The following is a 26,583-nucleotide window of genomic DNA, read 5'->3' as shown; positions in this document are numbered from 1 at the left end:
CCGCCCCTTTCCAGCCACCCCGAAGGTCAGCGAGCGCCATGCCCCCGTACGTGATGTCGATGCACCGCGTGTCCAAGATGGTCCCGCCCAAGCGGCAGATCATCAAGGACATCTCCCTCTCCTTCTTCGCCGGCGCCAAGATCGGCCTGCTCGGCCTGAACGGCTCCGGCAAGTCCACCGTGCTGCGCATCATGGCGGGCGTGGACACCGAGTTCGAGGGCGACCTGCAGCACCAGGGCGGCCTCACCATCGGCTACCTGCCGCAGGAGCCGGTGCTCGACCCGCAGAAGACGGTGCGTGAGGAGGTCGAGTCGGCGCGCGGGGACGTGCAGGCGGCCCAGGCGCGGCTGGAGGCGGTGTACGCGGCCTACAGCGAGCCCGACGCCGACATGGAGAAGCTGGCCGAGGAGCAGGCCCGCCTCGAGGCCACCCTGGCCAACGCCGGCGCCGACACCGGCCTGGCGCTGGAGCTGGCCGCCGACGCGCTGCGGCTGCCGCCCTGGGAGCAGACCATCGGGACCCTCTCCGGCGGCGAGAAGCGCCGGGTGGCGCTCTGCAAGCTCCTGCTCGGCAAGCCGGACATGCTGCTGCTCGACGAGCCCACCAACCACCTCGACGCCGAGTCGGTCGAGTGGCTGGAGCAGTACCTGGTGCGCTTCCCCGGCACGGTGGTGGCCATCACCCACGACCGCTACTTCCTCGACAACGCCGCCGAGTGGATCCTGGAGCTGGACCGCGGGCGGGGCATCCCCTGGAAGGGCAACTACTCCTCCTGGCTGGAGCAGAAGGAGGCGCGGCTGGAGGTCGAGGCCAAGCAGGAGAGCGCCCGCATCAAGGCCATGAAGCAGGAGCTGGAGTGGGTGCGCGGCAACCCCAAGGCCCGCCAGGCCAAGTCCAAGTCGCGCCTGGCCCGCTTCGAGGAGCTCTCCAGCGTGGAGTACCAGAAGCGCAACGAGACCCAGGAGATCTTCATCCCGGTGGCCGAGCGGCTGGGCGACCAGGTCATCGAGTTCAAGGGCGTCAGCAAGGCCTTCGGCGACCGGCTGCTGATGGACGACTGCTCCTTCATCGTGCCGCCCGGCGCCATCGTGGGCATCATCGGCCCCAACGGCGCCGGCAAGTCCACCCTCTTCAAGATGATCACCGGGGCGGAGAAGCCGGACCAGGGCCAGGTGGTGGTGGGCAAGTCGGTCAAGCTGGCCTTCGTGGACCAGAGCCGCGAGAACCTCTCCAGCGGCAAGACCATCTTCGACGAGCTCTCCGGCGGCTTCGACCAGATCAAGGTGGGCCGCTACGACATGCCCAGCCGGGCCTACATCGGCCGCTTCAACTTCAAGGGGGCCGACCAGCAGAAGGTCATCGGGACCCTCTCCGGCGGCGAGCGCGGCCGGCTCCACCTGGCCAAGACGCTCATGACCGGCGCCAACGTGCTCCTGCTCGACGAGCCCTCCAACGACCTCGACGTGGAGACCCTGCGGGCGCTGGAGGACGGCCTGCTGGAGTACGCCGGCAGCGTGCTGGTCATCAGCCACGACCGCTGGTTCCTCGACCGCATCGCCACCCACATCATGGCGTGCGAGGGCGACTCGAAGTGGTCGTTCTTCACCGGCAACTACCAGGAGTACGAGGCCGACAAGCGGCGCCGCCTCGGCGAGGAGGGGGCCAAGCCGAAGCGGCTCCGCTACAAGCCGGTGACCAGGTAGCGGCCCGGCGGCTCAGCCGTCCTGGTACTGCCGCAGCAGCTCGGCGGCGCGGGCCCGGAGCAGCTCCACCACGTCCGGCGGCCCGTCCACCGCGGCCTCGCCGCCCTGGCCGAGCAGGCTGCCCACCAGGTAGTTGCCCGGGGTGACCGCCACCGTCACGCCCACCGTGCCGTCCGGGTTCGGGCGGGCCCGGGCGCCGTGGCGCTCGCGGGCCAGGCGGGCCGCGTGGCCGGAGTAGCGCAGCGTCACCTCGCGCTCCCGGCCGGACTCGAAGTAGAGGTTCCTGCGGGTGTAGCGCGCCACCGGCGGCCCCTTGTGGTCGCCGAAGACCCGCGCCCCCAGCTCGGCCGAGGCCAGCCGGTCGAGCCGGTAGAGGTGCTCCTCCGCCCGGGCCACGCTCCAGGCGGCCAGGTACCAGGCGCCGCCGCGCTGGAAGAGCAGCCGCGGCTCCACCACCTTGCGGGACACCGCCCCCTCGGCCACCGCCCGGTACTCCAGCGTGGCCTCGCGCCGCTGGTCGATGGCCTGCTGCAGGGTGGCGGCCCAGGGGCCGGGCGGCGTGGCCACGTCCAGCCCGCGGGCCAGCCGGTCGGCCTCCTGGCGCAGCGGGGTGGGCACGGCCCGCCGCAGCTTCCTCACCAGGTCCTTGACCGGCTTGCCGCCGTCCTGGGCGTAGGGCTCGAGCGCCGAGAGCAGCAGGGCGCCCTCGGCCAGCGAGAAGGCCGGCGGCGTGCCGAAGGGCTGGGCGTAAGTGACCCACACCTCGCCGTCCTCCAGGTAGAGGTCGATGGCCTCCTCGGTGCCGGTGGGCTCCACCCACAGGGAGCGCACCGCCGCCACGTCGTCGCGCACCGCGGCCTCGTCGCGGGCGCCGGTCACCTCCACCGCCTTCGCCAGCGGCAGCCCCTTGCCGCGGGCCGAGGCGCGCGCCACCACCGGGAGGAGCAAGAGGAGGCGCCGCATGCGCTGCAGGCTGTCGCTCACGGCGCCACCCCCGGCCGCGCCGCCGCCAGCGGGGCCAGGATCTCCCGGGCCATGGCCCGCCCCTCGGGCGGGGCCGTCAGCTCGGCCTCCGGGCCCCAGGCCAGGGCCTGCCGCACCAGGCCGCGCAGGTTGCGCACCTGCAGCCGCGCGGTGCGCGAGCCGTCGGCCTCGGAGGTGATCCTGGCCTCGGGCAGGAGCACCCGGGCGATGCGCGCCAGCGAGCCGCGCAGCCGCAGCGCCGCCTCCAGCGGCGGGTGCACCTGGTAGTCCCACAGCTGCTGGCGCGACCAGCGGCGGACGTCGAAGTCGTCCGGGATCTGGTAGTCCGGGTCCTGGGCGCGCACGCCGTTCATCTTGAGGGCGCGGCAGCGCGACAGGTAGAAGATGCGGACCCCGCCGCGCAGGTGGCAGTGGCCCACGAAGATCCACTCGCCGCGCCGCGAGGCCCAGCCGTAGACGTCCACCTGGCGGGTCACCACCTCGCCGCTGCCGGCCCGCCAGTAGTCGATGGTGAGCCGCTTGCGGAGCTGGCGGGCCTCGTCCAGCTTGGCCAGCCACTTCCCCTGCTGGGCGCGGCGCTGCCGCTGCTCCCTGGTCCCCGCCTCGGGCTCGCCCTCGGCGGCCACCCCGTCCTCGGCGCCCAGGGCGCGCGGCGGCAGCCCCTTGCCGCCGATGATCAGCTTGCGCAGGGCGTTCTCCAGCTCGGCCCGCAGCGGGTGATCCGAGAGCCGCAGCGCGCCGGCGCCGGCGGCCCACAGCAGCGCCGCCTCGTCGGCGGTGAACTCGATGGCCGGCAGGGCGCAGGCGTGGGCGTCCACCAGGTAGCCCTGGGCCTCGTCCTTGGTGCCGAGCTCCACCGTCTCGATGGCGAAGCCCAGGTCCTTCAGGGCGTTCTTGTCGCGGCCGAACTTCTTCTCCTTGGCCGAGGCCTGGCCGGCGTACTCGTCCGGGAACGCCGCGTAGATCCGCTCGCGGCTGACCGGCTCGGACTGCGACAGGAGCCAGCTGGCGAGGCGGAGGCAGCGGACGGCGGCGGTGTCGACGGTCGGCACGGTGCGGCTCCGGGGCAGGGGAGGCGCCGACTCTATCGCAGCCGGCAGGCCCAGCGAGCCGGCCAGCGAGAGGAGCACCCGCTCGCCGGCGCCGCGCAGCTGCCAGGTGGGCGGCTGGCCCGGGCAGCGCACCTTCGCGGCGGTGGGCAGGAGGGCGCCCACCAGCCCGCCCCAGCCGCGGACCGGGCGCAGGGAGAAGCGGCGCTCGGGCGCTGCGCCCCAGCCGAGGTAGTTGCCGGCCGCGAAGGCCAGGGCGTCGAAGGCGGCGGGCGCCGGCCTGGCGCGGGCCCGGCTCGGGGTGGCGTCGCGGATCTGGTCGAGATCGAGCACCCGCAGCGCGCCCTGCTCGTGCACCAGGGTGGCGGCCAGCCAGCGCGGCGCGTCGTGGGCCAGCGCCAGCACGGTGGCCGTCAGCCGGCTCCCGGCCGGGGGCTCGCCGCGCAGGTGGAGCCGGACGGCGCGGGAGGTGCAGCGGGCGCGGGCCAGCGAGCGCAAGGTGCGGCCGGCCAGAGGCGTGAGACGCGGCGTCGAGGGCTCCGTGGACATCCAGGCCAGCATGGCGGCGGGAGGGACATGGGCCCCCGGACGGAGCCTGGCCCGGCCGCAGGCTGGCGTGAGGCCTGCGCAGCGCCGGCGCGCCCCCCTCACCCGCGCCGCAGGCCCCCATCCGAGCCTCGACGATGGGGTGTCGCGCGAGGGGCCGGCCCGAGAGATCGATCCTGGCGCCCGGGGCCGGTGGTGACCTGGCGGAGCCCCGGCCGAGCCCGGGCATGGAAAGGGGCAGCGACGCATGGCCAGCTGGCACGATCTCGGACCGCTGACGCAGTTCACCAGGCCGGCCTCGCCGGTGCAGGTCGGGAAGCTCCGCCTCGCCGTCACCAGCGTCGGGGGTCGCCACGGGGTGATCTCCGGGGCCTGCAACCACGTCGGCGGGCCGCTCGGCGAGGGGCGGTGCGAGGGCGAGTACCTGGTCTGCCCCTGGCACGGCTGGAAGTACCACGTGCGCACGGGCAAGGGAGAGCCGGGCTTCGAGGTCGACGCGGTGCCGAGCTACCCGGTGCGAGAGGAGGGCGGCCACCTCTGGGTGGACCTCGACGGGGCGACGCCGCGGACCAAGGGGGACCACCCGCCGCACCCGCTGGCCCGGCGCGTCGAGCGCGCCCCCGGCCCCCTCCGCGTGGTGGGGATCTCCACCACCAACATGGACCTGAAGAACCCCCGCTACTCCACCTCCGAGGCGCTGCTGGAGGCGGCCATGGACCACGCCCGGGAGCTCCAGGCCGAGACGCGCACCATCCGGCTGGCCGAGCTCTCCTTCCGGGCCTGCGAGGGCTACTACTCGAAGAGCGCGCGGGCCTGCACCTGGCCCTGCTCCATCACGCAGATGGACCCGGACGACCAGCTCGACCGGGTCTACGAGGCGCTGGTCCACTGGGCCGACGTCTACCTCCTGGCCACCCCCATCCGCTGGGGCGCGCCGAGCGCGCTCTACTCGAAGATGGTGGAGCGGCTCAACTGCATCCAGAACCAGGTCACCATCGCCAACCGGGTGCTGCTCAAGGACAAGGTGGCCGCCTTCATCATCACCGGCGGGCAGGACAACGTGCAGGCGGTGGCCGGGCAGCTCATGGTCTTCTTCGGGGAGCTCGGCTGCCACTTCCCGCAGTTCCCCTTCGTGGCGCACAGCCGCGGCTGGTCGGCCGAGGACATGGAGCGGAACGTGGAGGAGGTGCAGGGCAGCGCCGAGCTGCGCGACGGGGCGCGCATGCTGGCGGCGCGCGCGGTCCAGGCGGCGGAGCGGCTGCTGGCGCAGGCCCCCGAGGCGGGCCGGCTGGTCCGCGGCGGGCGCAAGGCGCACCACCTCGACCTGCCGGCGCGGCGCGAGGGGGGCGAGCCCTAGGTGAGGCCCGGCCTCGGCGGGTCACGGAGGCCCGGCGCTCGCTCCCGGGAGGGTGCGGCAGGATCGAGCGCCCCTGCACCTGTCCTTCGGGGATGGCATTGGAGCGGCAGGCCCGCCGGCGCGATCATGGGCCGGAGTAGTTGGCATCGTCCTCGTGGCTCCCGGCGCAGCGGGAGGGGAGGGGTGTCATGGGCCGGCCTTCGACGCGGGCGCAGGTGCTGGGCAGCGCGCTCCTCCTCTCGCTGCTGGGCTGCGGTGGCGGCGGGGGCACGCCGGGGCCGGTGGTCGAGCGCGTCGAGGTGACGCCCGGCGGCTTCCTCCTGCCGGGCGGGGAGGGGTCGGTGCAGCTCACGGCGCGGGCGCTGGCGCCCGATGGGAGCGTCGTGGCGCTGCCGGCGCGCTGGAGCTCGAGCGCGCCGGGCGTGGTGTCGGTGAGCGCCGAGGGGCGGGCCAGCGCCGCCGCCAGCCTGGGGTCGGCGCAGGTGGTGGCCGAGGTGGCCGGGGTGCGCTCCGCGCCGGTGCTGGCGCTGGTGGCCTGGCCTGCGGCCGGGGCGGTGCTGGTCCAGGACCAGCAGGTGGTGGGCGCGCCGGTGCCGCTCGACCCGCCGGAAAGCCACGGCCCCGGGTGGCGCTACCAGGTCACGCTGCGCGACCTGGCCCCGCCCGCGGTGGGCGCCATCCTCATGACCACCGGCGAGCTGCCGGTGGGAGGGCGCGTGGTGGCCACCGCGCCGGCGGGGGCCGACCAGCTGGTGACCCTCGAGCTGGTGCCGCCCCACCTGCTCTTCGAGCAGCTGCTCATCGACGAGGAGATCGATCTCTCGGACGTCCCGCCCGTGGCCGGGGACGGGAGCCAGGGCACCATCCGGCGCGCCGCCGACGGGCGGTGGACGGCGCGGGCCGCGGCGCCCCAGGCCGCGGCGGCCCTCGGCCGCGAGTTCAAGGTGGGTCCATTCGCCTGCGAGCTGGCCGCCGAGATCCCCGGGCTGACCATCGAGATCCCCGACTACGGCGCCAGCCAGCACCTCCGCTTCGTGCTCCGCTACCACACCGGGGACCCCGAGCGGCTGCGCGAGCTGGCGGTGCGCGGCGGCTTCGAGGCCTGGCTCCAGCTGAAGGTGGGCCTGGCCGCGGCGGTGGAGCCGAAGATCACCTGCGAGGCGCTGCCGTGGTTCGTGCCGGTGACCTTCCTCGGGCCGCTGTCCCTGGTCTTCACCGGCGTGATCTGGTTCGGGCCGGCCTGCGAGCTCTCGGGGAAGATCACCGCGGCCGCGGCCAGCCTGGAGGTGACCGGCCGGGTCGGGGTGGAGGCCTCGGTGGGCCTCACCTGCCCGGCCGCCGGCGGCGACTGTGGGCCGGCCGGCGACGTCACGGCCAGCGGGGAGCTCTCCTTCACGCCGGACTGGGGCACGCCCGGCGAGGAGGCCCGCTTCGAGATCTCCGGCTCCGCCTACGGCCTGGCCAAGCCCGGCTTCGCCAGCCCGCTGCTGCTGGGCGCCGGCTTCGACGTGCTGGAGGTCAAGGCCGGCCTGAAGGCCACCCGCGACCACGCCCCCATGCACGTGCAGGTCACCGACGAGGCCTACCACTCCGGCTTCGTCACCGCGCTCTTCGCCGAGGCCGGCGCGGCGGCCACCGTGGAGAAGCTGCAGGACTGGGTGCCCATCAAGGTGGTGGAGGCCAAGGTCACCCGGGAGGCGGAGCTGGCCAGCTTCCCGGAGGGGACCTTCACCGTGGCGCCGGCCCGCGTCGACGCCGGCGGGTCGGCCACCTTCACGGTGTCCCTGGCCTCGCGCACCTACCTGGCCCGGGACGCCGTCGCCCGGGTCCGCATCTACCGCCGCCAGCCGCTGGCCGAGGGTGGCTTCTCGCTGGTGGAGGTGTGCAGCGTGGCGCCCACCGCCAGCGCACAGGCCGCCTTCTCCTGCCAGGCCACCTTCCCGGCGGCGCTGCAGGGCACCCACGTGCTGCACGCCTTCGTCGAGTCCACCGACGCCATGGTGCCCTGGCCCCTCGAGGTGAGCGACGACGCCCAGGTGCGGCTGCAGGTCGGCTCGCCCGGGGTGGTCATCGCCGACCCCAACCTCGAGTTCCAGGTGCGCCTCTGGATCCCGAAGCCCACCGGGGTGATCACCGAGGAGGACATGCTGCGGCTGGTGGAGCTGCCTTACGCCCACCAGAAGGGGATCACCAGCCTGGAGGGGCTGCAGTACGCCGTCAACCTGGAGATGGCGGCCCTCAACCACAACCAGATCGCCGACCTCGGGCCGCTGGCCGGGCTCACCAAGCTCACCTGGCTCTCCCTGACCATGAACCAGATCACCAGCGCGGAGCCGCTGCGCGGCCTGGTGAACCTGGAGCAGCTGTACCTCGACTACAACCAGCTCACCGACGTGGGGGCGCTCTCCGGCCTGGTGAAGCTGCTGGCCCTCGACCTCAGGAGCAACCAGATCACCGACGCCAGGCCCCTCATCGGGCTGGTGGGGCTCGACTGGATCCACCTGGGGATGAACCGGCTCACCAGCGTCGAGGGGCTGGGCGGCATGACCAGGGCCGTCTCGGTGGCCGTGAACGACAACCAGGTCGTCGACCTCTCCCCGCTGGCCGGCCTGATCAACCTGAAGACCCTGGACCTGACCAGCAACCAGGTCCGGGACATCTCGCCGCTGGTGGCCAACCCCGGGCTCTCGGTCGGCGACGCCGTGACGCTCACCTTCAACCGGCTCGACCTGTCGCCGGGGACCCGCGCCTCCCTGGACCTGGCGGCGCTCCTGGCCCGCGGGGTGATCGTGTACGCCGGGGGGCAGACCAGCGGGCCGTAGCGGGGGGCCGGCGCCGGGGTACCCTGGGTCCCGTGCCGACCCTCTTGCGCCTCCTCGTGGCCGCCGGGCTCCTGCTGGGGGTGGTGCTGCTGCTCGCCTGGCTCGGGCAGCGGCGCCTGCTCTACTTCCCCACCACCGGCGATCTCGCCGCCTCGCTCCCCAGGGCGCGGAGCGCCGGGCTCGAGCCGTGGCTCGACCCCGCCGGCCGCTTCCTCGGCTGGCGCGCCCCCGCCGCGGGCGCGCCGCGGGCGCGGGTGGTCGCGCTGCACGGCAACGCCGGGAGCGCGCTCGACCGCACCTACCTCGCCGACGTGCTGCAGGGGCCCGGGGCGCCGCCGGTGGAGGTCCACCTGCTCGAGTACCCGGGCTACGGCCCCAGGGCCGGCTCGCCCGGCGAGGAGGCGCTGGTGGGCGCCGCCGTGGAGGCCCTCGACCTCCTGGGCGGCGAGGCGCCGGTGTTCCTGGTGGGCGAGTCGCTGGGGAGCGCGGTGGCGGCGCGCGCCGCGGCGCTGCGGCCCGGGGTGGCCGGGGTGGTGCTCATCACGCCGCTCTCCAGCGTGACCGCCGTGGCGCGGCGCCACTACCCGTTCCTGCCGGCGTTCCTGGTGCGCGACGCGCTCAGGGCCGACCTGGCGCTGCCCGGGTATGGCGGGCCGGTGGCCTTCCTGGTGGCCGGGCGGGACGAGGTGGTCTTCGCCGACCTCGGGCTGGCGCTCTTCGCGGCCTACCCCGGGCCGAAGCGGCTCTGGGTGGAGGCGCAGGCGTCGCACAACACGCTGCGGTACCAGCCCGGCGATCCGCAGTGGGCGGAGCTGTGGGGGTTCCTGCTGGCGCCGCGCCCGCGCTGACGGGCGGGCGCGTCACCCCAGCAGGTCGAGGGCGAAGCCGAAGGCCTCGGCGACCGAGCCGTTGGCCGCGTAGGACCCGAACCCGTGGCCGCCCGGGCGCGCCGGCATCACCCAGGGCTTGAGGCGCGGGTCGAAGGCGCCGAGCGCGGTGGCCGGCGGCGGCAGGGCGTCGCCCGTGTTGTGGAACATCACCACCGAGAGCCCGCTCGCCACCACCCGGCCGGCCGCGCGGGCCGCCTGCGCGATGCCGGCGCCTCCCAGCGTGGCCAGCGCCCGGGCCGACTCCTCGCCCAGCGCCAGGCCGGTGACCAGGTGGGCGCCGAAGGAGTAGCCCACGAAGGCCATGGCCGTGGGCGGCGGCCCGCCGAGGGCCGGGAGCAGCTCGTCGTGGAAGAAGTCCTCGTAGTCGTCGAGCACCGCGGAGGGGTCCGAGCGGTCCACCGGCGAGGGGGCGATCACCAGGTCGAGCCGGGGCAGCGGCGACTGGGTGAGGGCCAGCTCGAGCTGCTCCAGGATGGGGGTCGGCGCCGACTCGAACCGCTCGGCGTGCTGGCGCTCGGTGATGGCGCCGCCCACGTAGAGCAGGAGCGGGCCCGGCTGGTCGGGGGCGCCGTACCGGTAGAGGTTCACGTAGTCCGGCACTGGCCGGCCCGGGCGAGGGAAGGTGAGGCGGCGGTGGGTGCGGGGGGTGGGCGGGGAGGGCATGGTGGGGACGCAGCGCGGGCGGGCCCGCAGGGATGAGGCCCGTCCCCGACCGTGCCGGGGTCGCTCGCGGGCGCCGACGAGCCGGGATGGTTGTACCCGGTGTTCGGCCCCGCGTCCCGTCCCTGGGTGCGATGAGCGCCTGCGGGCGCTCCCGTCAGCGGGCCGGCGTCGCCTGCTCGGTGGTCTTCCCGTCGAACTGCTCGTGGTCCGCCTCGGCATCCTGGCGGGTCTGGTGGACGACGCCGTCGCGATGGTTCGGGGGGGCGTAGAGCGTGTAGAGCTTCAGCGGGACGTTGCCGGTGTTGATGATGTTGTGCCTGGTCCCGGCAGGAACCACGACCGCGAAGCCGGCTCGGATCTCGGTGCGGGCCCCGTCGAGCACGGCCTCGCCAGCGCCTTCCTCGACGCGGAAGAACTGATCGAGCTGGTGGACCTCCGGTCCGATGTCCTCCCCGGGCTTCAGCGCCATGAGCACGAGCTGGCAATGCTTCGCCGTGTAGAGCACCTGCCGAAACGCCGCGTTCTCGATGGCGAGCGCCTCGATGTCCTGGACGAAACCTCTCATGGGTGTCTTCCCTTCGTGGTGGGGTGCAGCTGGCTCCACCCTCGGGAAGCAAGAGCCGTGCTCCCACGCTCGGTCGCACGGCGCGGCCTGCGATCTCGGCGGAACGCGGCCTCTGGCGGCCTGATCAGCCGCCCTGTGGGGAGTGGGACGGGGACGCCGCCCCGTCCGCGAACGTTCTCGAGGAAGCACCCGACCGGGCCAGAGCATCCGGTGGGCGTCGCGGCCCGCGTGCTGGGCGGGCACCTGGTGCACCTCGGCTTGTATCGCCAGCTGGGCCTCACCTCCGCGCGGTGGTCGCGCTCGGGCCGATCGGCCACGCCCTGACCAGGCTGCGGCCCGGGGCCGCGGCCCGGGAGCGGCCCCGGCCCACCTGCCGCTGCGGCGGAGGCAGGTCTACACTTTCCCCGTGCCCCTCGCCCCCGCCGCCCTCCTCGACCACCCGCTCGTCACCGAGCGCTACTTCTTCCCGCGCGCCGCGGCGCCTCGGTCGCGCCTCGACGTGGACGCCGGCGACGCCACGCTCGCCTGCGCGCTCCACCGCGTCGACCCCGAGGGCCACACCGTGGTCCACTTCCACGGCAACGGCGAGGTGGTGGCCGACTGGCAGGGCGGCTTCGACGACGCCGTCAACCGGATGGGCTGGGACCTCCTGCTGGCCGAGTACCGAGGCTATGGCGGCTCCACCGGCGAGCCCCAGCTCGGGCGGATGCTCGACGACGTCGCGGCGGTCCTGGCGGCGGCGGGGCCGCCGGAGAAGCTGGTGGTCTTCGGCCGCTCGGTCGGGTCGCTCTTCGCCCTCGAGGCGGTGGCCCGCCTCCCCCAGGTGGCCGGGCTCGTCCTGGAGAGCGCCATCGCCGACCCGCTCGAGCGGCTCCTCATGCGGGTGGACCCCCGCGAGCTCGGCGTCGACGGCGCCACCTTCGAGGCGGCCGTGACCGCGCGCCTGGACCACCGGGCCAAGCTCGGCGGCTACCGTGGGCCGGTGCTGATCCTCCACACCCGCCACGACGGCCTGGTCGACGTGAGCCACGCCGAACGCCTGGCCGCCTGGGCCGGCGGGTCGGCCACGCTCAGGGTCTTCGACCAGGGGGACCACAACTCCATCCTGGCCGAGAACGCCGAGGCCTACCTGGAGCAGGTGGGGGCGTTCCTGGCGAGGGTGCGGGCCTGAACGGGCGAGCGGAATTCGGAAACGCCGTTCGTGCCGAGCGTAGCGCCTGCCCTGCAGGCGCGAAGTCGAGGCACTCCCCGCGGCTAGGGGCGCCCCTCGACTTCGCCTCGCGGAGGCGAGGCCGCTTGGGGCGAACGGGATGATGTCGAATCGTGCACGGTCGCTTGGGGACGGAGCATGCCGGGCGATCCTGCCACCGGGAGGGTTCTGCCCGCCGCCGCGCCGGTCACCCGCCCGCCTTGGAGCCCTCAGCCTCCGCGCCCTCGCCCAGCCCATCCTCGTCGCCAGCCTCTTCCTCCTCTTCGTCCTCCACCTCCTCCTCCGTCCACACCGCGTCCGCCCACCTGTTCGCCAGCGCCTTGGAGATCCTCCCCTTCGTGAGGAAGGTCTCCCAGCGCTCCTGGGAGGTCTCGGCCTCGAAGGCCCACCACCCGCGGATGATCCGGCCCACCTCGGTCACCGCGTCCTGGCCTCGCTCGAACCACCCGAGCGCCAGCCAGCGGCCGCCGATGCACTCCTCGTCGCTGGTCTTCACCACCACGTACCGGTCGAACCCCGGCACGAGGACCGCGAAGTAGGACTCGGGCCAGCTCAGCATCGCCCAGTCGATGGTGAAGAGGAGCGGCGCGTCGTAGGGCGCCTGCTCGGGCGTCTGGTCGTCGCCGGCGCGGGCCAGCGTGTCGAGCGGCGACGCGCCGGCGCGCGCCGCGGGCCGGCGGCCGACGACGTGCAGGCAGAGGCGCGCCACCGCACGGGCCAGGGCCGGGTCCTGGTGGTCGGCGTCGAGCGAGACCTCCTCCAGCCGGACGCCGAAGGCCGCGGCCGCCCTGCCCGGGCGCTCCTCGTCCTCCTCCTCCAGGTCCTTGGCGTCCTCGAGGAGCTGGGCGCGTTCGAGCCTGGTCTCGAGCCCGAAGTACCGCTTCAGGATCTCGAGCTCCACGGGGTCGAACAGCCCTTCGGCGGGGCCTGGGGCACGGCGCGAGACGCGGGGCGAGACACGGGGCTTGGGCATCGGGGCTCCATCGCGCGGCATTGCCACCGAGCCGGCTTGCGCCGGAGTTGGCTGGGAGTCGCCGGGCCGCGGCCCTCGTCCCATCTGGATGGTGCGTCCACTATGACGGATGAACATCCGTCGGTCAACGAACTGGGTCGGCGTGCGACTCCGGGTCGCAGTCGGGCTCAGGCTCGGCGGCGCCGCCGGCCAGGGCGCACTCGAGGGAGCAGTAGGGCACCGCGCCTCCCGCGTGGAGCGCGCCGCACACGGGGCAGCGCTCCCCGGGCGGGAGGCAGGTGTCGCAGGTCGGGTCGCCGCAGGGCTGGGGCTCGGTCATGTCTGCTCCCCCCTCCTCACCAGCGCTTCGAGCGGCGCCGGCTCACGCCAGCGGGCCCCGTGCTCCCCGGGGGCGGCGTGGGGCCGGCGCCCGGCGGACGCGGCGCGGCGCCGTCGCCCTGGGGCGGCGCCTGCGGCCCCCGCCTGGATCCGCCGAAGGAGTCGTCCATCTCGTCCTGGGCCCTCGTCGAGAACTTCTTCCCCATCTGGCGCAGCCGCGCCTTGGCCTCGCCCTCGAGCTCGCTGGAGGAGGCGCGCGCGAGCCCCGCCTGCATGCTCTTGCGGTGGGCGGCGCTCAGGTCGAAGGAGGCCTCGTCCCGCATCCGCTCGCCCATGGCGCGCGCCGCGGAGGCCACCGAGGCGTGGCCGCGATCCTCGAAGCTCAAGGAGGCCTGGAAGAGGCAGCTCACCGCGCCCTGGTAGTCGCCGCGGCGGGCGCGCACCTCGGCGTCGAGCTGGGCCCGCAGCAGCTCGGCCTGGGCCACGATGAGGTCGAGCGCCTGGTCGGGCCTGGCCTGGGCGAGCGGCGGCTCGACCCGGTCCACCTGCACGGCGCAGGCGAAGGTCTGCTGCGCCAGGGCGCCCCCAACCACCAGCGCGTAGCGCCCCTCCACCTGGAAGGCCGGCACGGTGGCGGGCTCGCGGCAGGCCGGCAGCCCCACCCGGAGGACCAGGTGGCGCTCCTCCTCGGCCAGGATGTCGTCCATCCGCAGCACGACGGCGCCGGCCGCCTCGGAGGCGTCCACGTCGGAGAGCACGGAGGTGACCACCGTGCCCGGGGCGGGCACCACCCGCACCTCGAGGCCGGTGGCGTAGGTGGAGAGGAGGCCCCCCAGCTCACGGGCGAAGGCGCTCACCGCGTCGTCCGGCGTGGCGACGAAGGCGTAGTTGCCGGCGCCGCGCCTGGCCAGGTCGGAGAGCAGCTCCTGGTCGGCGTCGTCCCCGTAGCCGAAGGCCGAGAGCGTGGCGCGGCCGCGGTGGGCGTCGAGCAGCGGCAGGAGCCGCTCCGAGGTGGTGGCCACCCCCTGGTTGGCGAGGCCGTCGGTGAAGAGGATGACGCGGACCAGCATCCCCGCGGGCAGGAGCGCCAGGTTGCCGAGCTCCAGCCCCGCCAGCATCCCGCCGGAGAGGTTGGTCTGCGCGTCGGCGTCGAGGTCCCCCACCCTGAGCTTGAGGTCCGCCTTGGCCGCCGGCGCCATCTCCACCGGCGGGGCGACCACGCGGACCTCGGTGGAGAAGACCACCACGCCGCAGCGGTCCTGCGGCCCCAGGTGGTCGATGAGCTTCAGCACCGACAGCTTGGCCTGCTGCAGCTTCTCGCCCTGCATGGAGCCGGAGACGTCGATGACCGGGAGGACGCACACCGGCGGGCGCCTGGCGGCCGGGTCGAGCGGCGGCGCGGTGAGCGTGATCACCAGGTGGGCGGCGGCGGGCTGGTCGAAGCGGAGGGACTCGTAGGTGAGGCGGGCGCTGGTCTTCATGGCTGGAGGATCGAGGTGGGACGGACACGGGGGGTGCGCTCCGGCTGCCTGGCACCCTCGCCGCACCCCCGTGGGGGTCCCCGCGATGCCTGTCGTCCTGCTCCCTTCGACGGTCGCATCCTGTGGGTGCATGTCAGGCAGGCGAGGCCTGTCGACCGAGCCGTCGCATCGCCTGCTTCCCGGCGCGATGCGGGGGTGCCCGCCTCGCCGAGGGGGGAGCCATGAAGCGGACCTTCGTGCTCGCGGTGCTCGTCGCAGCAGTGCAGTCGGGGTGCGGCGGTGGTGGCGGGGGCGGTGGTTCAGCCGGGGATCCGCCCCTGGCTCCGGGCGGCCTCACGGCCCAGGCGGTGTCGGCGACGTCCATCGCACTGGCCTGGTCGGACCTGTCGAGCGACGAGACCGGGTTCACCGTCGAGCGAAGCGGCACCTCCTCCTCGAGCGGGTTCGCCGAGGTCGCGAGCCTCGCCGCAGGCGCGACGAGCTGGGCTGACTCGGGACTCGCTCCAGGCACCGCCTCCTGGTACCGGGTGCGCGCCTTCAACGCGCACGGAGTCTCGCCGTACTCGAACGTGGTCTACGCCACCACCCAGACCGAAGTGCCCGCCCCGCCGGTGGCGTTGAACGCCAACGCGCAGAGCCCGACCGAGATCCTCCTGGCCTGGAGCCCAGGCTCGGTGGGCCAGACCGGCTTCGTCGTGGAGCGGAGCAGCACCTCGGTCACCACAGGGTACGCCGACCTGGTCACCGTCCCCGGCACCGCCACGTCGCACCTCGACACCGGCCTCGCCGCGGACACGCCGTACTGGTACCGCGTGCGGGCGGTCTATCCCTACGGCAGCTCAGTGCCCTCCAATCCGGCCACCGCCACCACCTGGACCCCGGCGCCTCCGGTCGCCGCCATCGCCAACGCGCAGAGCCCGACCGAGATCCTCCTCGCCTGGAGCCCGAGCTACGTGGGCCAGACCGGCTTCGTCGTGGAGCGGAGCAGCACCTCGGCCACCACCGGGTACGCCGACCTGGTCACCGTCGCGGGCACCGCCACGTCGCACCTCGACGCCGGCCTCGCCGCGGACACGCCGTACTGGTACCGCGTGCGGGCGGTCTATCCCTACGGCAGCTCCGCGCCCTCCAGCCCGGCCACCGCCACCACCTGGACCCCGGCGCCTCCGTTCGGCGCCACCGCCAACGCGCAGAGCCCGACCGAGATCCTCCTCGCCTGGAGCCCGAGCTACGTGGGCCAGACCGGCTTCGTCGTGGAGCGGAGCAGCACCTCGGCCACCACCGGGTACGCCGACCTGGTCACCGTCGCGGGCACCGCCACGTCGCACCTCGACGCCGGCCTCGCCGCGGACACGCCGTACTGGTACCGCGTGCGGGCGGTCTATCCCTACGGCACCTCTGTGCCCTCCAATCCGGTCACCGCCACCACCTGGACCCCGGCGCCTCCGTTCGGCATCACCGCCAACGCGCAGGGTCCGACCGAGATCCTCCTGGCCTGGAGCCCCAGCTACGTGGGCCAGACCGGCTTCGTCGTGGAGCGGAGCAGCACCTCGGCCACCACCGGCTACGCCCACCTGGTCACCGTCCCCGGCACCGCCACGTCGCACCTCGACGCCGGCCTCGCCGCTTACACGCCGTACTGGTACCGCGTGCGGGCGGTCTATCCCTACGGCACCTCAGTGCCCTCCGACCCGGTCACCGCCCTCACCTGGACACCGGCGCCTCCGTACGGCGCCTACGCCAACGCGCAGAGCCCGACCGAGATCCTCCTCGCCTGGAGCCCCGGCTCCGTGGGCCAGACCAGCTTCGTCGTGGAGCGGAGCAGCACCTCGGCCACCACCGGGTACGCCGACCTGGTCACGGTTCCCGGCACCGCCACGTCGCACCTCGACGCTGGCCTCGCCGCGGACACGCCGTACTGGTACCGCGTGCGGGCGGTCTATCCCTTCGGCACCTCGGTGCCCTCCAATCCGGCCACCGCCACCACCTGGTTCCCGGCGCCTCCGTTCGGCGTCACCGCCAACGCACAGGGTCCGACCGAGATCCTCCTCGCCTGGAGCCCCGGCTACGTGGGCCAGACCAGCTTCGTCGTGGAGCGGAGCGGGACCTCGGCCACCACCGGGTACGCCGACCAGGTCACCGTTGCGGGCACCGCCACGTCGCACCTCGACGCCGGCCTCGCCGCGGACACGCCGTACTGGTACCGCGTGCGGGCGGTCTATCCCTACGGCACCTCAGTGCCCTCCGACCCGGCCACCGCCACCACGGGTCCCGGGCCGACCCTCCCTCCCGACCCGTCCACCGTGGCCTCCGCCATCGATCCGAGCGTGGCCACCGACTTCCACGAGTCGACGCGGTTCCTCTCCTCCGGCCCCAGCCCGATCCAGACCGGCGTGGCGGACGGGACCATCGACCCCGACCGGGCGGCCGTGCTCCGCGGCCAGGTGCGCCGCTCCGACGGCGCCCCCGCCTCCGGCGCGACCATCGCCGTCCTCGGCCACCCGGAGCTCGGCCAGACGTTGAGCCGGGCGGACGGCCGCTACGACCTCGTGGTGAACGGCGGCGGACCGCTCACGGTGAGCTGCAGCATGGCGGGCTTCCTCCCCGCCCAGCGCCAGGTCGAGGTGCCCTGGAAGACCTTCGTGGCGGTCCCGGACATGGTCCTGCTGGGCCTCGACCCGGTCTCGACGGTGGTCCAGCTCGGCTCCTCCACGCCGATCCAGGTGGCGCGCGGCAGCGTCGTCGCGGATGGATCCGGCACCCGGCAGGCCACCCTGCTCGTCCCGGCCGGAACGGCCGCCTCGCTCGTCCTGCCAGGCGGTGCCACCATCCCACTCGACAGCCTCACCGTCCGCGCCACCGAGTACACGGTGGGAACGTCCGGGCCGGACGCCATGCCGGCCCACCTCCCGCCCTCGAGCGGGTACACCTACGCCGTGGAGCTGAGCGCCGACGAGGCCCTCGCCGCGGGGGCCGTGGATGTCCGCTTCGACCGGCCGCTCCCGTTCTACGTGGAGGACTTCCTCGGCTTCCCGGTGGGGAGCGCCGTCCCCGCCGGCTACCTCGACCGGGAGCGGGGGCTCTGGATCGCCTCCCAGAACGGCCGGGTCGTCCGCATCCTGGCGATCACCGGCGGGCGCGCCGACCTCGACGCCGACGGGGATGGCCAGGCCGATGCGCCGAGCGCCCTGGCGGCCCTTGGCGTCAGCGACGCCGAGCGGGAGCAGCTCGCCTCGCTCTACCCACGGCCGCCGACGCAGCTGTGGCGGGTCCCCGTGGCCCACTTCACGCCCTGGGACTGCAACTGGCCATACGGACCGCCGCCGGACGCCGAGCCCCCCGCGCAGCCGCCGCCCCAGGGCGACGACACCGACGACGAGTTCACCATCGAGTGCGCCTCGCTCGTCGAGGCCCAGAACCAGGTCCTGGGCGAGGCGGTGCCGATCCCGGGCACGCCCTACGCGCTCCACTACCAGAGCGACCGGGCGCCGGCCAGGCTGGGCGCCAGGTCGTTCGTGATCTCGCTGACGGGAGGCCAGGTCCCGCCCAGCCTCGCCTGGATCCTGCTCAGGGTGACCGTGGCCGGTCAGATCTTCGAGCGGGAGTACGCCCCAGCGCCCAACCTCACGCACGTGTTCACCTGGGACGGGCTGGACGCCTACCGACGCCCGATCCAGGGGGCCCAGTCCGCGCAGGTGACGATCTTCTACGGCTACCCAGCCTTCTACTACCCGGTCCCCGCGGACTTCTCCGCGGCCTTCGCCCGCTTCAGCCCGAACCGCCTCTCCCCGGTCCAGGCCCGCATGGCCGTGGTGCTGTCGCAGCGGTTCCGCCAGGTGGTCCGGGCGAGCGCCGCCTTCGCACAGCCCGTGGCCGGCTGGAGCCTCGACGTCCACCACGCGGTGGACCCCGACGTCGGCCTGCTCCTCGGTGACGGCGGACGCCGCAGCCTCCAGACCGCCGGCAACCCCCTGCGGGGTGTCGCCACGGTGGCAGGCGCGAGCTGGTGCGACCATCCCTCGCCTGACGGCACGCCGGCCACCCAGGTGTGCCTGAGGACGCCCTACGGCCTGGGCTTCGGCGCGGACGGCCGCAGCTACTTCATCGCCGACACCGGCCACTGCGTCGTCCGGCTCGTCGATGGGGTTGGGCTGGCCACCACCGAGGCCGGCTACGAGGACGCCTGCGGCTACCTCGGCGACGGCGGCCTGGCCTGGATGACGCCCCTCAACCACCCCACCGGCGGCCTGGTCACCGACAGCGGCGGTCTCATCGTGGACCGGCTGAACCACCGGATCCGCGCCGTCGACTGGGACGGCATCATCCGGACCGCGGTGGGCACGGGCGTCCCTGGCTTCTCCGGCGACGGCGGGCCCGCCGAGGCCGCCCAGCTCAATCTGCCGAGGGCGGCGGCCATGGCCCCGGACGGCAGCCTGTACCTGGCCGACTCCGGCAACCACCGGGTGCGGCGGGTGTCTCCCGGCGGCCTCATCGAGACGGTGGCCGGCACCGGGGTGGCCGCCTACGGCGGCGACGGTGGGTCTGGACGGAGCGCCACGTTGAGCACGCCGTCGGGGCTGGCCATCGGCCCCGACGGGAGCGTGCTCATCGCCGACACCGGCAACCAGGCCGTCCGCCGGCTCCGGCCAGACGGGGTGCTGGTCACCGTGGCCGGCGGGAATGGCCGAGGGCTCGATGGCGACGGCGGACCGGCCACGCTGGCCAGGCTGGACGGCCCACAGGGCGTGGCCGTCGCGTCGGATGGGACGCTCTTCATCGCCGACACCGGCAACCACGCCATCCGGGTGGTCAGCTCGGACGGTCTCATCCGCACGCTGGCCGGGACCGGCGTGGCCGGGTCCGCCGGTGACGGGGGCCTGGCCCGCAACGCCGCGCTCAGCGGCCCAGCCTCGATCGCCCTGGCCGGCGACGGCAGCGTCTACGTGGCCGACACCGGCAACGACCGGATCCGCCGCATCGCCAACGTCGTCTCGGACACCGCCATCTCCGGGTCGGTCGCCTCGGCCGACGGCTCGCAGCGGTACCAGTTCGACCTCTACGGCCGTCACGTCCGGACCATCTGGACCGCCACCGGAGCCGTGCGCCACGAGTTCGGCTACGACGCCGAGGGACGCCTGGTGTCCGTGGCCGACGGGGACGGCAACCTGACCGCCCTCGAGCGAGACCCGGCGGGCCGACCCACGGCCATCGTCGCGCCGAACGGCCAGCGCACGCTCCTCGGCGTGAATGGCCAGGGGCTCCTCGAGTCGATCACCAGGCCCGGGGGCGAGGCGACGCGCTTCGGCTACGCGCCCGGTGGGCTCCTCACCTCGGTGACGGACCCCGCGGACCAGGTGAGGTCCTTCCTCTACGACCCGGTCGGCCGGCTGATCCGGGACGTGGGGCCCAGCGGCGACTTCCTCGCCCTGGCGCGCACCACCCGGACCAGCGGCTTCGAGGTCGCGACCTCCACCGGCGCCGGCCCGCTCGCCCGCCTCGGGGTCACGCTGCCAGCGGCGGGAGGGAGCGTCCGGACCGACGCCGGCGCCGACGGTCGGGTCCTGACCCAGGCGGTGGCGCCGGACGGGACGAGGACGGTCACCCGCCCCGACGGGACCACCATCACCACGGTCCTCGGGCCCGACCCACGCTTCGGCGTGCAGTCGCCCATCGTCGTGGAGCAGACCATCCGCACGCCCGCAGGGCTGGTGAACACCTACCGCCGCGAGCTGACGGTGACCCCGGCGCCCGCTGGCGATCCCGTGGGCTACACCGCGCTGCACTCGGTGCGCAGCGTCAACGGGCGCCGCTTCACCCTGGAGGAGGACGCCGTCCGGCGCCAGGCCATCGCCACCTCGGCGGGCGGCCGGACCATCGTGGTCGACTACGACGCGCAGGGGCGCGTCGTCCGCCGGCAGCGCGGCGACCTGGCGCCCACCGGATACGCCCGTGACTGGCGCGGCCGGGTCGCCAGCGTCACCCGGGGCGAGGGCCTGGGCGCAAGGCAGCACGTCATGAGCTACGACGCCGGCGGCTTCCTCGAGAGCCTGGCCTACCCGGACGGCGCCCAGGTGGGCTACCGCCACGACGCCTCGGGACGCGTCATCGGCCAGGTCTTCCCGGACGGGCGCGAGGCCGCGTTCGGCCGCGACCCGCGCGGCCGGGTGGTGTCGTACGCGCCGCCGGGCCGGCCGGCCCAGGGGCTGGTCTTCGGCGCCGATGGCCTGCTCGTCGCGCAGACCCTGCCCGACGTCGGCCAGGGGGTCGCCACCCTCGCGCTCGAGCGCGGCGTCGACGGCCTGCCGCTCCGGCGCACCCTGGCGGACGGCACGACGGTCGACCTCACCCATGACGCCGCCCGGCGCCTCGTCCGCAAGGTGGCGGGGGCCGACCAGGTGGCCATCACCTATCACCCGACGTCCGGGCTCCTCGCCTCCATCACGCGGACGGGGGCGGGGTCGCTCTCGTTCGCGTACGACGGCTTCCTCAGGACCCGCACCGCGTGGCAGGGGCCGGTGCCCGGGGGCGTCACGCTGGCCTTCGACGGCGACTTCCGCGTCACCAGCCAGACCGTGGACGGCACGCCGCCCGTCGCGTTCGGCTACGACGCCGACGGCCTCCTCACCAGCGCCGGGGCGCTCACCGTCTCGCGCTCGGCGACCAACGGCCTGCCGGTCGCCGCGGCCATCGGCGACGTCGCCGAGACCTGGCTCTCCAGCGCCTTCGGAGAGCCGGTGGAGCGGCGCGTCTCCTTCCGGGGCGGCGAGCTCTACGCGGCGAGCTACGTCTTCGACGCGCTCGGCCGGGTCACGCTGCGGACGGAGGCCGTCCTGGGCGAGCCGCCCGAGGTGACGGCCCTGGCCTACGATCCGGCCGGACGGCTCCGCGAGGTCACCCGCGACGGGACGATCGTCGCCTCCTACACCTTCGACGAGAACGGGAACCGGGTCGCCGCGAGCGGTCCCTCCGGGGGCACCGCGGCGTCCTATGACGCGCGGGACCAGCTGCTCTCCCACGGGGCCGCCACGTTCGGCTGGACCCCCAACGGCCAGCTGGCCAGGCGCACCGAGGGCGGGAGCACCACCACGTACGCCTACGACGCCTTCGGGGCGCTGACGGGCGTCTCGCGCGCCGGCGCGCCGACGGTGCAGTACCTCGTGGACGGGGTGGGGCTCCGGATCGGGAGGCTGGTGGGCGGCGTGCTGGTGCAGGGCTTCGTCCACGACGCGGGCCGGCGGGTCATCGCCGAGCTCGACGGCGCCGGCCAGGTGGTCTCGCGCTTCGTCCGCGGCGTGGGGCGCGGCGCCCCGGACTACATGGTCCGGGGCGGCAGGACCTACCGGATCGTGTCCGACCACGTGGGCAGCCCGCGGCTGGTGGTCGACGTCGCCTCCGGGGCCGTGGCGCAGCGGCTGGAGTTCGGCCCGTTCGGCGAGGTGCTGCTCGACACCAGCCCCGGCTTCCAGCCCTTCGGGTTCGCCGGCGGCCTCCTCGATCCCGACACGGGGCTCACCCACTTCGACGCCCGCGACTACGACGCCGCCACCGGGCGCTTCCTCACCCGTGACCCGCTGGGTCCGGCCTCCGGCGGTGCCAACGCCTACCTCTACGCCTTCGGCGACCCGGTGAGCTGGGTCGACCGCAGCGGCCGGGTCGACGCCAGCTGGAACGGCGACGCCGACTACATGGACGAGGTCCCGCCGGGCACGGTGGAGCGGATCGAGGACCCCGAGACGGGCGACTACCGCGAGGTGGGGAAGACCGAGGACGGGGTGGACTTCGATCGCAGCTGCTACGCGGGGACCTGCACCGAGGTCATCTGGGACGACAAGTCCAAGACCTCGGGCGAGACCCAGTACTCCTCCGACTGCGAAGGGGCGGGGTGTGGGGACAGCAGGGAGCGAAACGCCCGGGCCCAGGAGCAGATGGAGGACATCGACCCCAGCCAGCCGGGGCCTGCGCCGCCTGCGCCGCCACCGGCGCCACCCTCGCCGCCGAGCCCCGGCCAGCCGGGGAGCTCCCCCGGCTCCGGCTCCCCGGGGGGCGGCGCCGCCGGGGCAGGAGTCTGCAGCATGAACATCTGGCGAGACTCGAACGGGAACGTCATCGCCAGGGTTGCGGTGCCGCAGTAGGGCGGCGCCGGGCGGCCTCCTCCCAGGGCGGGCCCCCGGCGCCAGAGGTGCTTCGACGTCACCGCAGCTCGTCCACCAGCTGCACCGCTCGCTCGATGCGCACCCTCGCCTCCGGATGGCGCAGCTGCCGCACGTCGAGCCGGTGGCGGCCGAAGCGGACCCGGTCGAGGGCGTCGGCGTCCTTGAGGACCCGGTAGACCGCCAGCGTCGCGGCCGGGTCGGAGGTCAGCTCGGAGGCCTCCTCACCCCAGTGGTCCTCCACCGCGTGGTAGGTCACGGCGAAGAGCGCCACCTCGAGCGTGCGGGGCTCGACGCCGAGGTGCAGCCCGAGTCCCACCGCCTTCCCGGCGCTGCGACCCCCGTGGAAGTAGTCACCGCCGTCGTGCTCCCGGCCGATGTCGTGCCAGAGGCCCGCCAGGCGTGCCGCCTCGACCTGCCAGCCGGCCAGGCCGAGCTGAGTGGCCAGCTCGACGGCGTGCACGGTCACGCGGGTGACGTGGCCCACCCCGTGGATGGTGGCCGAGCCGTCTTCCCCGTCGGGTCGGATGAACCAGGCCGGGTCGGGGCGGGTGAGGAGCTGGGGCATCGAGTCTCCTCGGCGGCGGGTCGAGCTGAGTCTAGCCGGGCGACGGACAGGGTACGGCGATTGCTTCACGGGGCGGCGCGAGGTCTCCGGACGCCGGCCCGCCGCGGCGGCTCCTGCCGCGGTCCCTGGTGTTCCAGCCACTGGGCGTAGCGGCGAAAGAGCGAGGGCAGGCGCACCATCCACTCGCGGGGCAAGGGGGGCTCGGGGAGCATGGGCCTCGCATCGAACGAGGCGGGGATCTGCCAGGGGCTCGGCTTGTGGGCGCGCGCGCCCGGGTGCCGGGCTGCGCTGGCGCCCGACCCGCGCGCCTCGACCCGGGCGGCGGCACGCACCGCCAGCCCGCGCGCGAAGGCCTCCTCGGGCGCCAGGAGGGGGTCGTAGACCCTGACGGACGATGGCGTGCCCGGGGCGGCGACGCTCCCGCCGCCCACCTGCCGCTCGACCCTGCCCCTGAACTCCTCGGCCCTCCGCTGGCTCGACCCGAGCGCGAGCAGGCAGCGAGCGGCACACGCCTGGCCCTCGACGCCGAGGCGCACCGTCGCCTCCGACTCGCGCAGCAGCTGGAAGATGATCTCGACTCCAGTGAGGGCCAGCAGGTTCTCGACGATCTGGCAGGCCAGCGCATCCGACTGGGTCTCGAGCGCGATGGGGACCGCGACCCAGAACCAGTCGGCCTGGGTCGGGACGTCGACGCCGGTGGTGATGCTGGGCAGGCCGTTGAAGACGGCCGCCGCCCCGGACAGGCTGCCCAGGCAGTAGACCCGGTCCGCGAACCGGATCGCACTGCGGATCCGCCGTGGATCGTGCCGAGAGGCGTGAAGCCAGGCCAGGCCTGCCTGGCGATACATTCCCGAGCGCTCCAGCAGCTCGGCCGCGTGCGCAAACCAGTCCGAGGCGAGCTGTGGCCGACCAGTCCTGCCGTAGAGGCTGCCGAGCCGCAGCATGAGCCAGGGGTCCTTCGGCGCGCGGCTCAGGCCGCCGTGGAGAATGTCGAGGGCGCCTCGGTAGTCGTGGCTCGCGACGCACCGCGCGGCGGCGACGACCGGGTCCAGCTGCTCACCACACATGGGGCCCCTCCCGTCCAGGGCCGGCGGAGGGGCCGGCTGGCGAAAGGTGGCTCTGCAACCTTCATTCCCCGACGTCGGCGCAGGGTGGAGCCAGGGGAATCGCGGCTTTGTCCCTGAGTACGTCTCACCTCAGGGACGAGGATGGGCAGGGTGGCTGGCGCAAACCGTCACCCCCTCCGGCCGCAGGTCTACCGGCCAGGGGGGCGCTCCTCGGCTCCTGTCCGCCGCGTGAAGGCACGGCATCCCGGGGGCTTCTGCAGGCGTGCGTGCGGGGTGTGGGGGACTCGAACGTACTTTAGGTGAACTCAGCGAAACCGCGGCGGCGCGTCGTTCTCCAACGAAACCGCTGGGAGCGTTGAGGAATCGAGGTCCGGACGAGGTCCCTACACCCGCCGTGAATGGACGCGAGTGGACACTGGATTTGGCGCCAGGTTGGCGCGGGAGGGGGCTTGGATCCTACACCCCTGGACGGTGTCTAAACTCGGATCGCGCGGTCCCCCACACCCCGAGACGCACCAGGAGTCCGCGTCTGGCGGCACCGAAAACCGGGCGGCGAGTCCCCCACACCTTCGGCACCCTCGCGGCCGAAACCGTTGGCGCTGGAGAGGGCACGCTGGGAAATAGCACGTGAAGTTCGGTGATTGGGTGGTGGGGTGTAGAGGCCAAGCCCCCTACTATTCCTGGCCAGCGCCAAGTGGGAGCGCCAACTGCCGGCCCCGAAGCGCCCTGGAGTGAGCGACAAGAGCCAATGCCGCCTCCTGGACGGGTCTCATCGGGCGGGAGTCCCAACCAGCGCTCCGATCGCGAGCAGAAGGCCGGAAACGTCGTCGACCGGGTCCAAGCGAGCCAACACGCGGCGTCGCATGCGGCGCGCCCGCTCAGCATAGGCTGCGTCGAAGTACTCGAGGAGCGGCACTACGGCCTCGTCGACCCGTCCGCGCCGGAGCGCCGCCCGGGCGATCTCTACCCGGGGGGAGCCGACGCGCCGGGCCGACCGGTTCAGCGCGATGAGCAGGTCCTCCAGCGGGACGTCGCCGTACTCGGCCACAAGCCGGGCGCGCCGACGCTCCAATGGCACCTCCAGCTCGACGCACGGAGCCTCTGCCAGGGCCAACTGCAGGGCCGGTGGAAGCCCGACGCTTCCGATGAAGTGGCCCTCGTCCTCTACCCACAGAACTCGCCGTGGATCGCTCGCCAGCCAGGCCGACTCCACGGCGAGGCCGAAGGCCTCGTGCGACGGCTGCGCGCCCTCTCCAGCAGCACCGAAGGCGGAGCCGCGGTGGCTGGCCAGCCGCTCCAGGTCGATGGTCTGCTCACCCAGGGCGGACAGGCGCCGCAACAGTTCGGTCTTGCCCGAGCCGGCGAGGCCCGTGAGCACCAGCATCCGAGGACGCGGCGGCCACCCAAGGCTCACGATGCCTCCCGGAAGGACGAATCCAATACGACCGAGCATCCACTCGAGCGAACCAGACTCGCCTTCCGGTCGGACTCCCCCGCCTTAGGAGCTTCCTCTTCAGTCCTGGTTAAAGAGCAGGTGTGCTTTCGCACATACAGGGTGGAAGAATTGGGGACGGCTGAAGGCGGAGTCAATGCCACCATCAGGTGCGGCGCCGCTCGATGACGTCGAAGCGCAGCCCCGCTCCCGCCCTCACCCCGGCCGAGTGACGCGGCGGCCATGCCACACATGGGTCTCGCCGCCACACCAGCGCGAGCGCTGGAGCGTCCCCTCTACGCACACGCCTGTCCGAGGTACCTCCTCCTCGTCGAGGTACAGCGGCCCCTCTTGGGTGTCGTCGGTGCGGAGGCCTGGGCGAAGGATAGAGGTGGTCGGACGGATTGGTGCCACCCCATCCAGGAAGAAGCGAGGCATTGATGCGCGCTGGAGGCGGATGGCGCGGGTCTGTGCGGGTTTGTGCACGGGCACAAAGGGAATCCAATTAGCGGGCACGCTGGTTCCGAGCCGGAACTGGAGCTGTGGTGGCGTGGCCGAGTTCTCCGCCGGAGATGCAGACGGGCCGGCCAGAGCGCGCTCGAGCTGGGCCAGCGCGCCATCCAGGTGGCGCGCTTGCGAGGATCCGTCGCGGCCTCGGCCGTCGCCGTCGGTGACCCGGGTCTCCACCGCCCACACCATGTTGGACATTTCGTCCCGCACGAACGCCACGGCCTCCATCGGCTCGCTTTCCAAGACCTTGTCCAGGACTGGCGGAAGGAACAGGTGCTGGCCCAGCGGTACGTGG

Annotated in this window: 16 protein-coding genes; 6 read left to right on the top strand and 10 right to left on the bottom strand. The window is 74.0% G+C overall.

The window, feature by feature from the left end; genetic code table 11:
- Window positions 1-38: 38 nt before the first annotated feature.
- Complete coding sequence (gene ettA, locus IPO09_12605) at window positions 39-1,703, top strand: energy-dependent translational throttle protein EttA (GenBank protein ID MBK9518164.1); 1,665 nt, start codon at window positions 39-41, stop codon at window positions 1,701-1,703.
- 12 nt (window positions 1,704-1,715) lie between these two features.
- On the opposite strand, the gene IPO09_12600 is transcribed toward ettA, so the two are convergent.
- A complete protein-coding gene (locus tag IPO09_12600; protein MBK9518163.1) occupies window positions 1,716-2,687 on the bottom strand; it encodes a WYL domain-containing protein in 972 nt (323 codons plus the stop codon).
- Window positions 2,684-4,285: a WYL domain-containing protein gene (locus IPO09_12595; GenBank protein MBK9518162.1), complete on the bottom strand. Its 1,602-nt coding sequence runs from the start codon at window positions 4,283-4,285 to the stop codon at window positions 2,684-2,686. Before IPO09_12595 ends, IPO09_12600 begins: the two co-directional genes overlap by 4 nt.
- A gap of 244 nt (window positions 4,286-4,529) precedes the next feature.
- Here IPO09_12595 and IPO09_12590 point away from each other — a divergent pair, with 244 nt between their 5' ends.
- From IPO09_12590 to IPO09_12580, 3 genes are all read left to right on the top strand, one after another.
- Complete coding sequence (locus tag IPO09_12590) at window positions 4,530-5,639, top strand: NAD(P)H-dependent oxidoreductase (protein ID MBK9518161.1); 1,110 nt, start codon at window positions 4,530-4,532, stop codon at window positions 5,637-5,639.
- 188 nt (window positions 5,640-5,827) lie between these two features.
- Window positions 5,828-8,461, top strand: coding sequence for a leucine-rich repeat domain-containing protein (locus tag IPO09_12585; GenBank protein MBK9518160.1), 2,634 nt, complete (start codon window positions 5,828-5,830; stop codon window positions 8,459-8,461).
- A 32-nt stretch (window positions 8,462-8,493) separates the two neighbouring features.
- Entirely contained in the window at window positions 8,494-9,309 is an 816-nt protein-coding gene (locus IPO09_12580; protein ID MBK9518159.1) for an alpha/beta hydrolase, read from the top strand.
- 12 nt (window positions 9,310-9,321) lie between these two features.
- Here IPO09_12580 and IPO09_12575 read toward each other — a convergent pair whose 3' ends face one another.
- A complete protein-coding gene (locus IPO09_12575) occupies window positions 9,322-10,014 on the bottom strand; it encodes a hypothetical protein (protein ID MBK9518158.1) in 693 nt (230 codons plus the stop codon).
- A gap of 154 nt (window positions 10,015-10,168) precedes the next feature.
- A complete protein-coding gene (locus tag IPO09_12570) occupies window positions 10,169-10,579 on the bottom strand; it encodes a cupin domain-containing protein (GenBank protein ID MBK9518157.1) in 411 nt (136 codons plus the stop codon).
- 406 nt (window positions 10,580-10,985) lie between these two features.
- Here IPO09_12570 and IPO09_12565 point away from each other — a divergent pair, with 406 nt between their 5' ends.
- Window positions 10,986-11,750: an alpha/beta fold hydrolase gene (locus tag IPO09_12565; GenBank protein ID MBK9518156.1), complete on the top strand. Its 765-nt coding sequence runs from the start codon at window positions 10,986-10,988 to the stop codon at window positions 11,748-11,750.
- Window positions 11,751-11,976: 226 nt separating this feature from the next.
- Here the strand turns inward: IPO09_12565 and IPO09_12560 are convergent, their stop codons facing one another.
- The 3 genes from IPO09_12560 to IPO09_12550 all read right to left on the bottom strand — a co-directional run bounded on the left by IPO09_12560 (window position 11,977) and on the right by IPO09_12550 (window position 14,561).
- Complete coding sequence (locus IPO09_12560) at window positions 11,977-12,762, bottom strand: hypothetical protein (protein ID MBK9518155.1); 786 nt, start codon at window positions 12,760-12,762, stop codon at window positions 11,977-11,979.
- 124 nt (window positions 12,763-12,886) lie between these two features.
- Window positions 12,887-13,081: a hypothetical protein gene (locus IPO09_12555; GenBank protein MBK9518154.1), complete on the bottom strand. Its 195-nt coding sequence runs from the start codon at window positions 13,079-13,081 to the stop codon at window positions 12,887-12,889.
- Between the two features lie 16 nt (window positions 13,082-13,097).
- Window positions 13,098-14,561 carry a VWA domain-containing protein gene (locus IPO09_12550; protein ID MBK9518153.1) on the bottom strand — a complete coding sequence of 488 codons (1,464 nt, stop codon included), beginning with the start codon at window positions 14,559-14,561 and terminating at the stop codon, window positions 13,098-13,100.
- Window positions 14,562-14,782: 221 nt separating this feature from the next.
- On the opposite strand from IPO09_12550, the gene IPO09_12545 reads away from it, so the two are divergent.
- A complete protein-coding gene (locus tag IPO09_12545) occupies window positions 14,783-22,693 on the top strand; it encodes a fibronectin type III domain-containing protein (protein MBK9518152.1) in 7,911 nt (2,636 codons plus the stop codon).
- Window positions 22,694-22,751: 58 nt separating this feature from the next.
- On the opposite strand, the gene IPO09_12540 is transcribed toward IPO09_12545, so the two are convergent.
- The 3 genes from IPO09_12540 to IPO09_12530 all read right to left on the bottom strand — a co-directional run bounded on the left by IPO09_12540 (window position 22,752) and on the right by IPO09_12530 (window position 25,730).
- Window positions 22,752-23,279, bottom strand: a complete 528-nt coding sequence (locus IPO09_12540; protein MBK9518151.1) for a hypothetical protein — start codon at window positions 23,277-23,279, stop codon at window positions 22,752-22,754.
- A gap of 65 nt (window positions 23,280-23,344) precedes the next feature.
- On the bottom strand, window positions 23,345-24,346 hold the full coding sequence (locus tag IPO09_12535; protein MBK9518150.1) for a hypothetical protein: 1,002 nt from the start codon (window positions 24,344-24,346) through the stop codon (window positions 23,345-23,347).
- A 769-nt stretch (window positions 24,347-25,115) separates the two neighbouring features.
- Entirely contained in the window at window positions 25,116-25,730 is a 615-nt protein-coding gene (locus IPO09_12530; GenBank protein ID MBK9518149.1) for a hypothetical protein, read from the bottom strand.
- Window positions 25,731-26,583 lie beyond the last annotated feature (853 nt).

The sequence above is a fragment of the Anaeromyxobacter sp. genome (genome assembly GCA_016718565.1).
In the GTDB taxonomy this organism is placed as follows: domain Bacteria; phylum Myxococcota; class Myxococcia; order Myxococcales; family Anaeromyxobacteraceae; genus JADKCZ01.
This window is presented reverse-complemented; position numbering and strand designations above follow the sequence as displayed.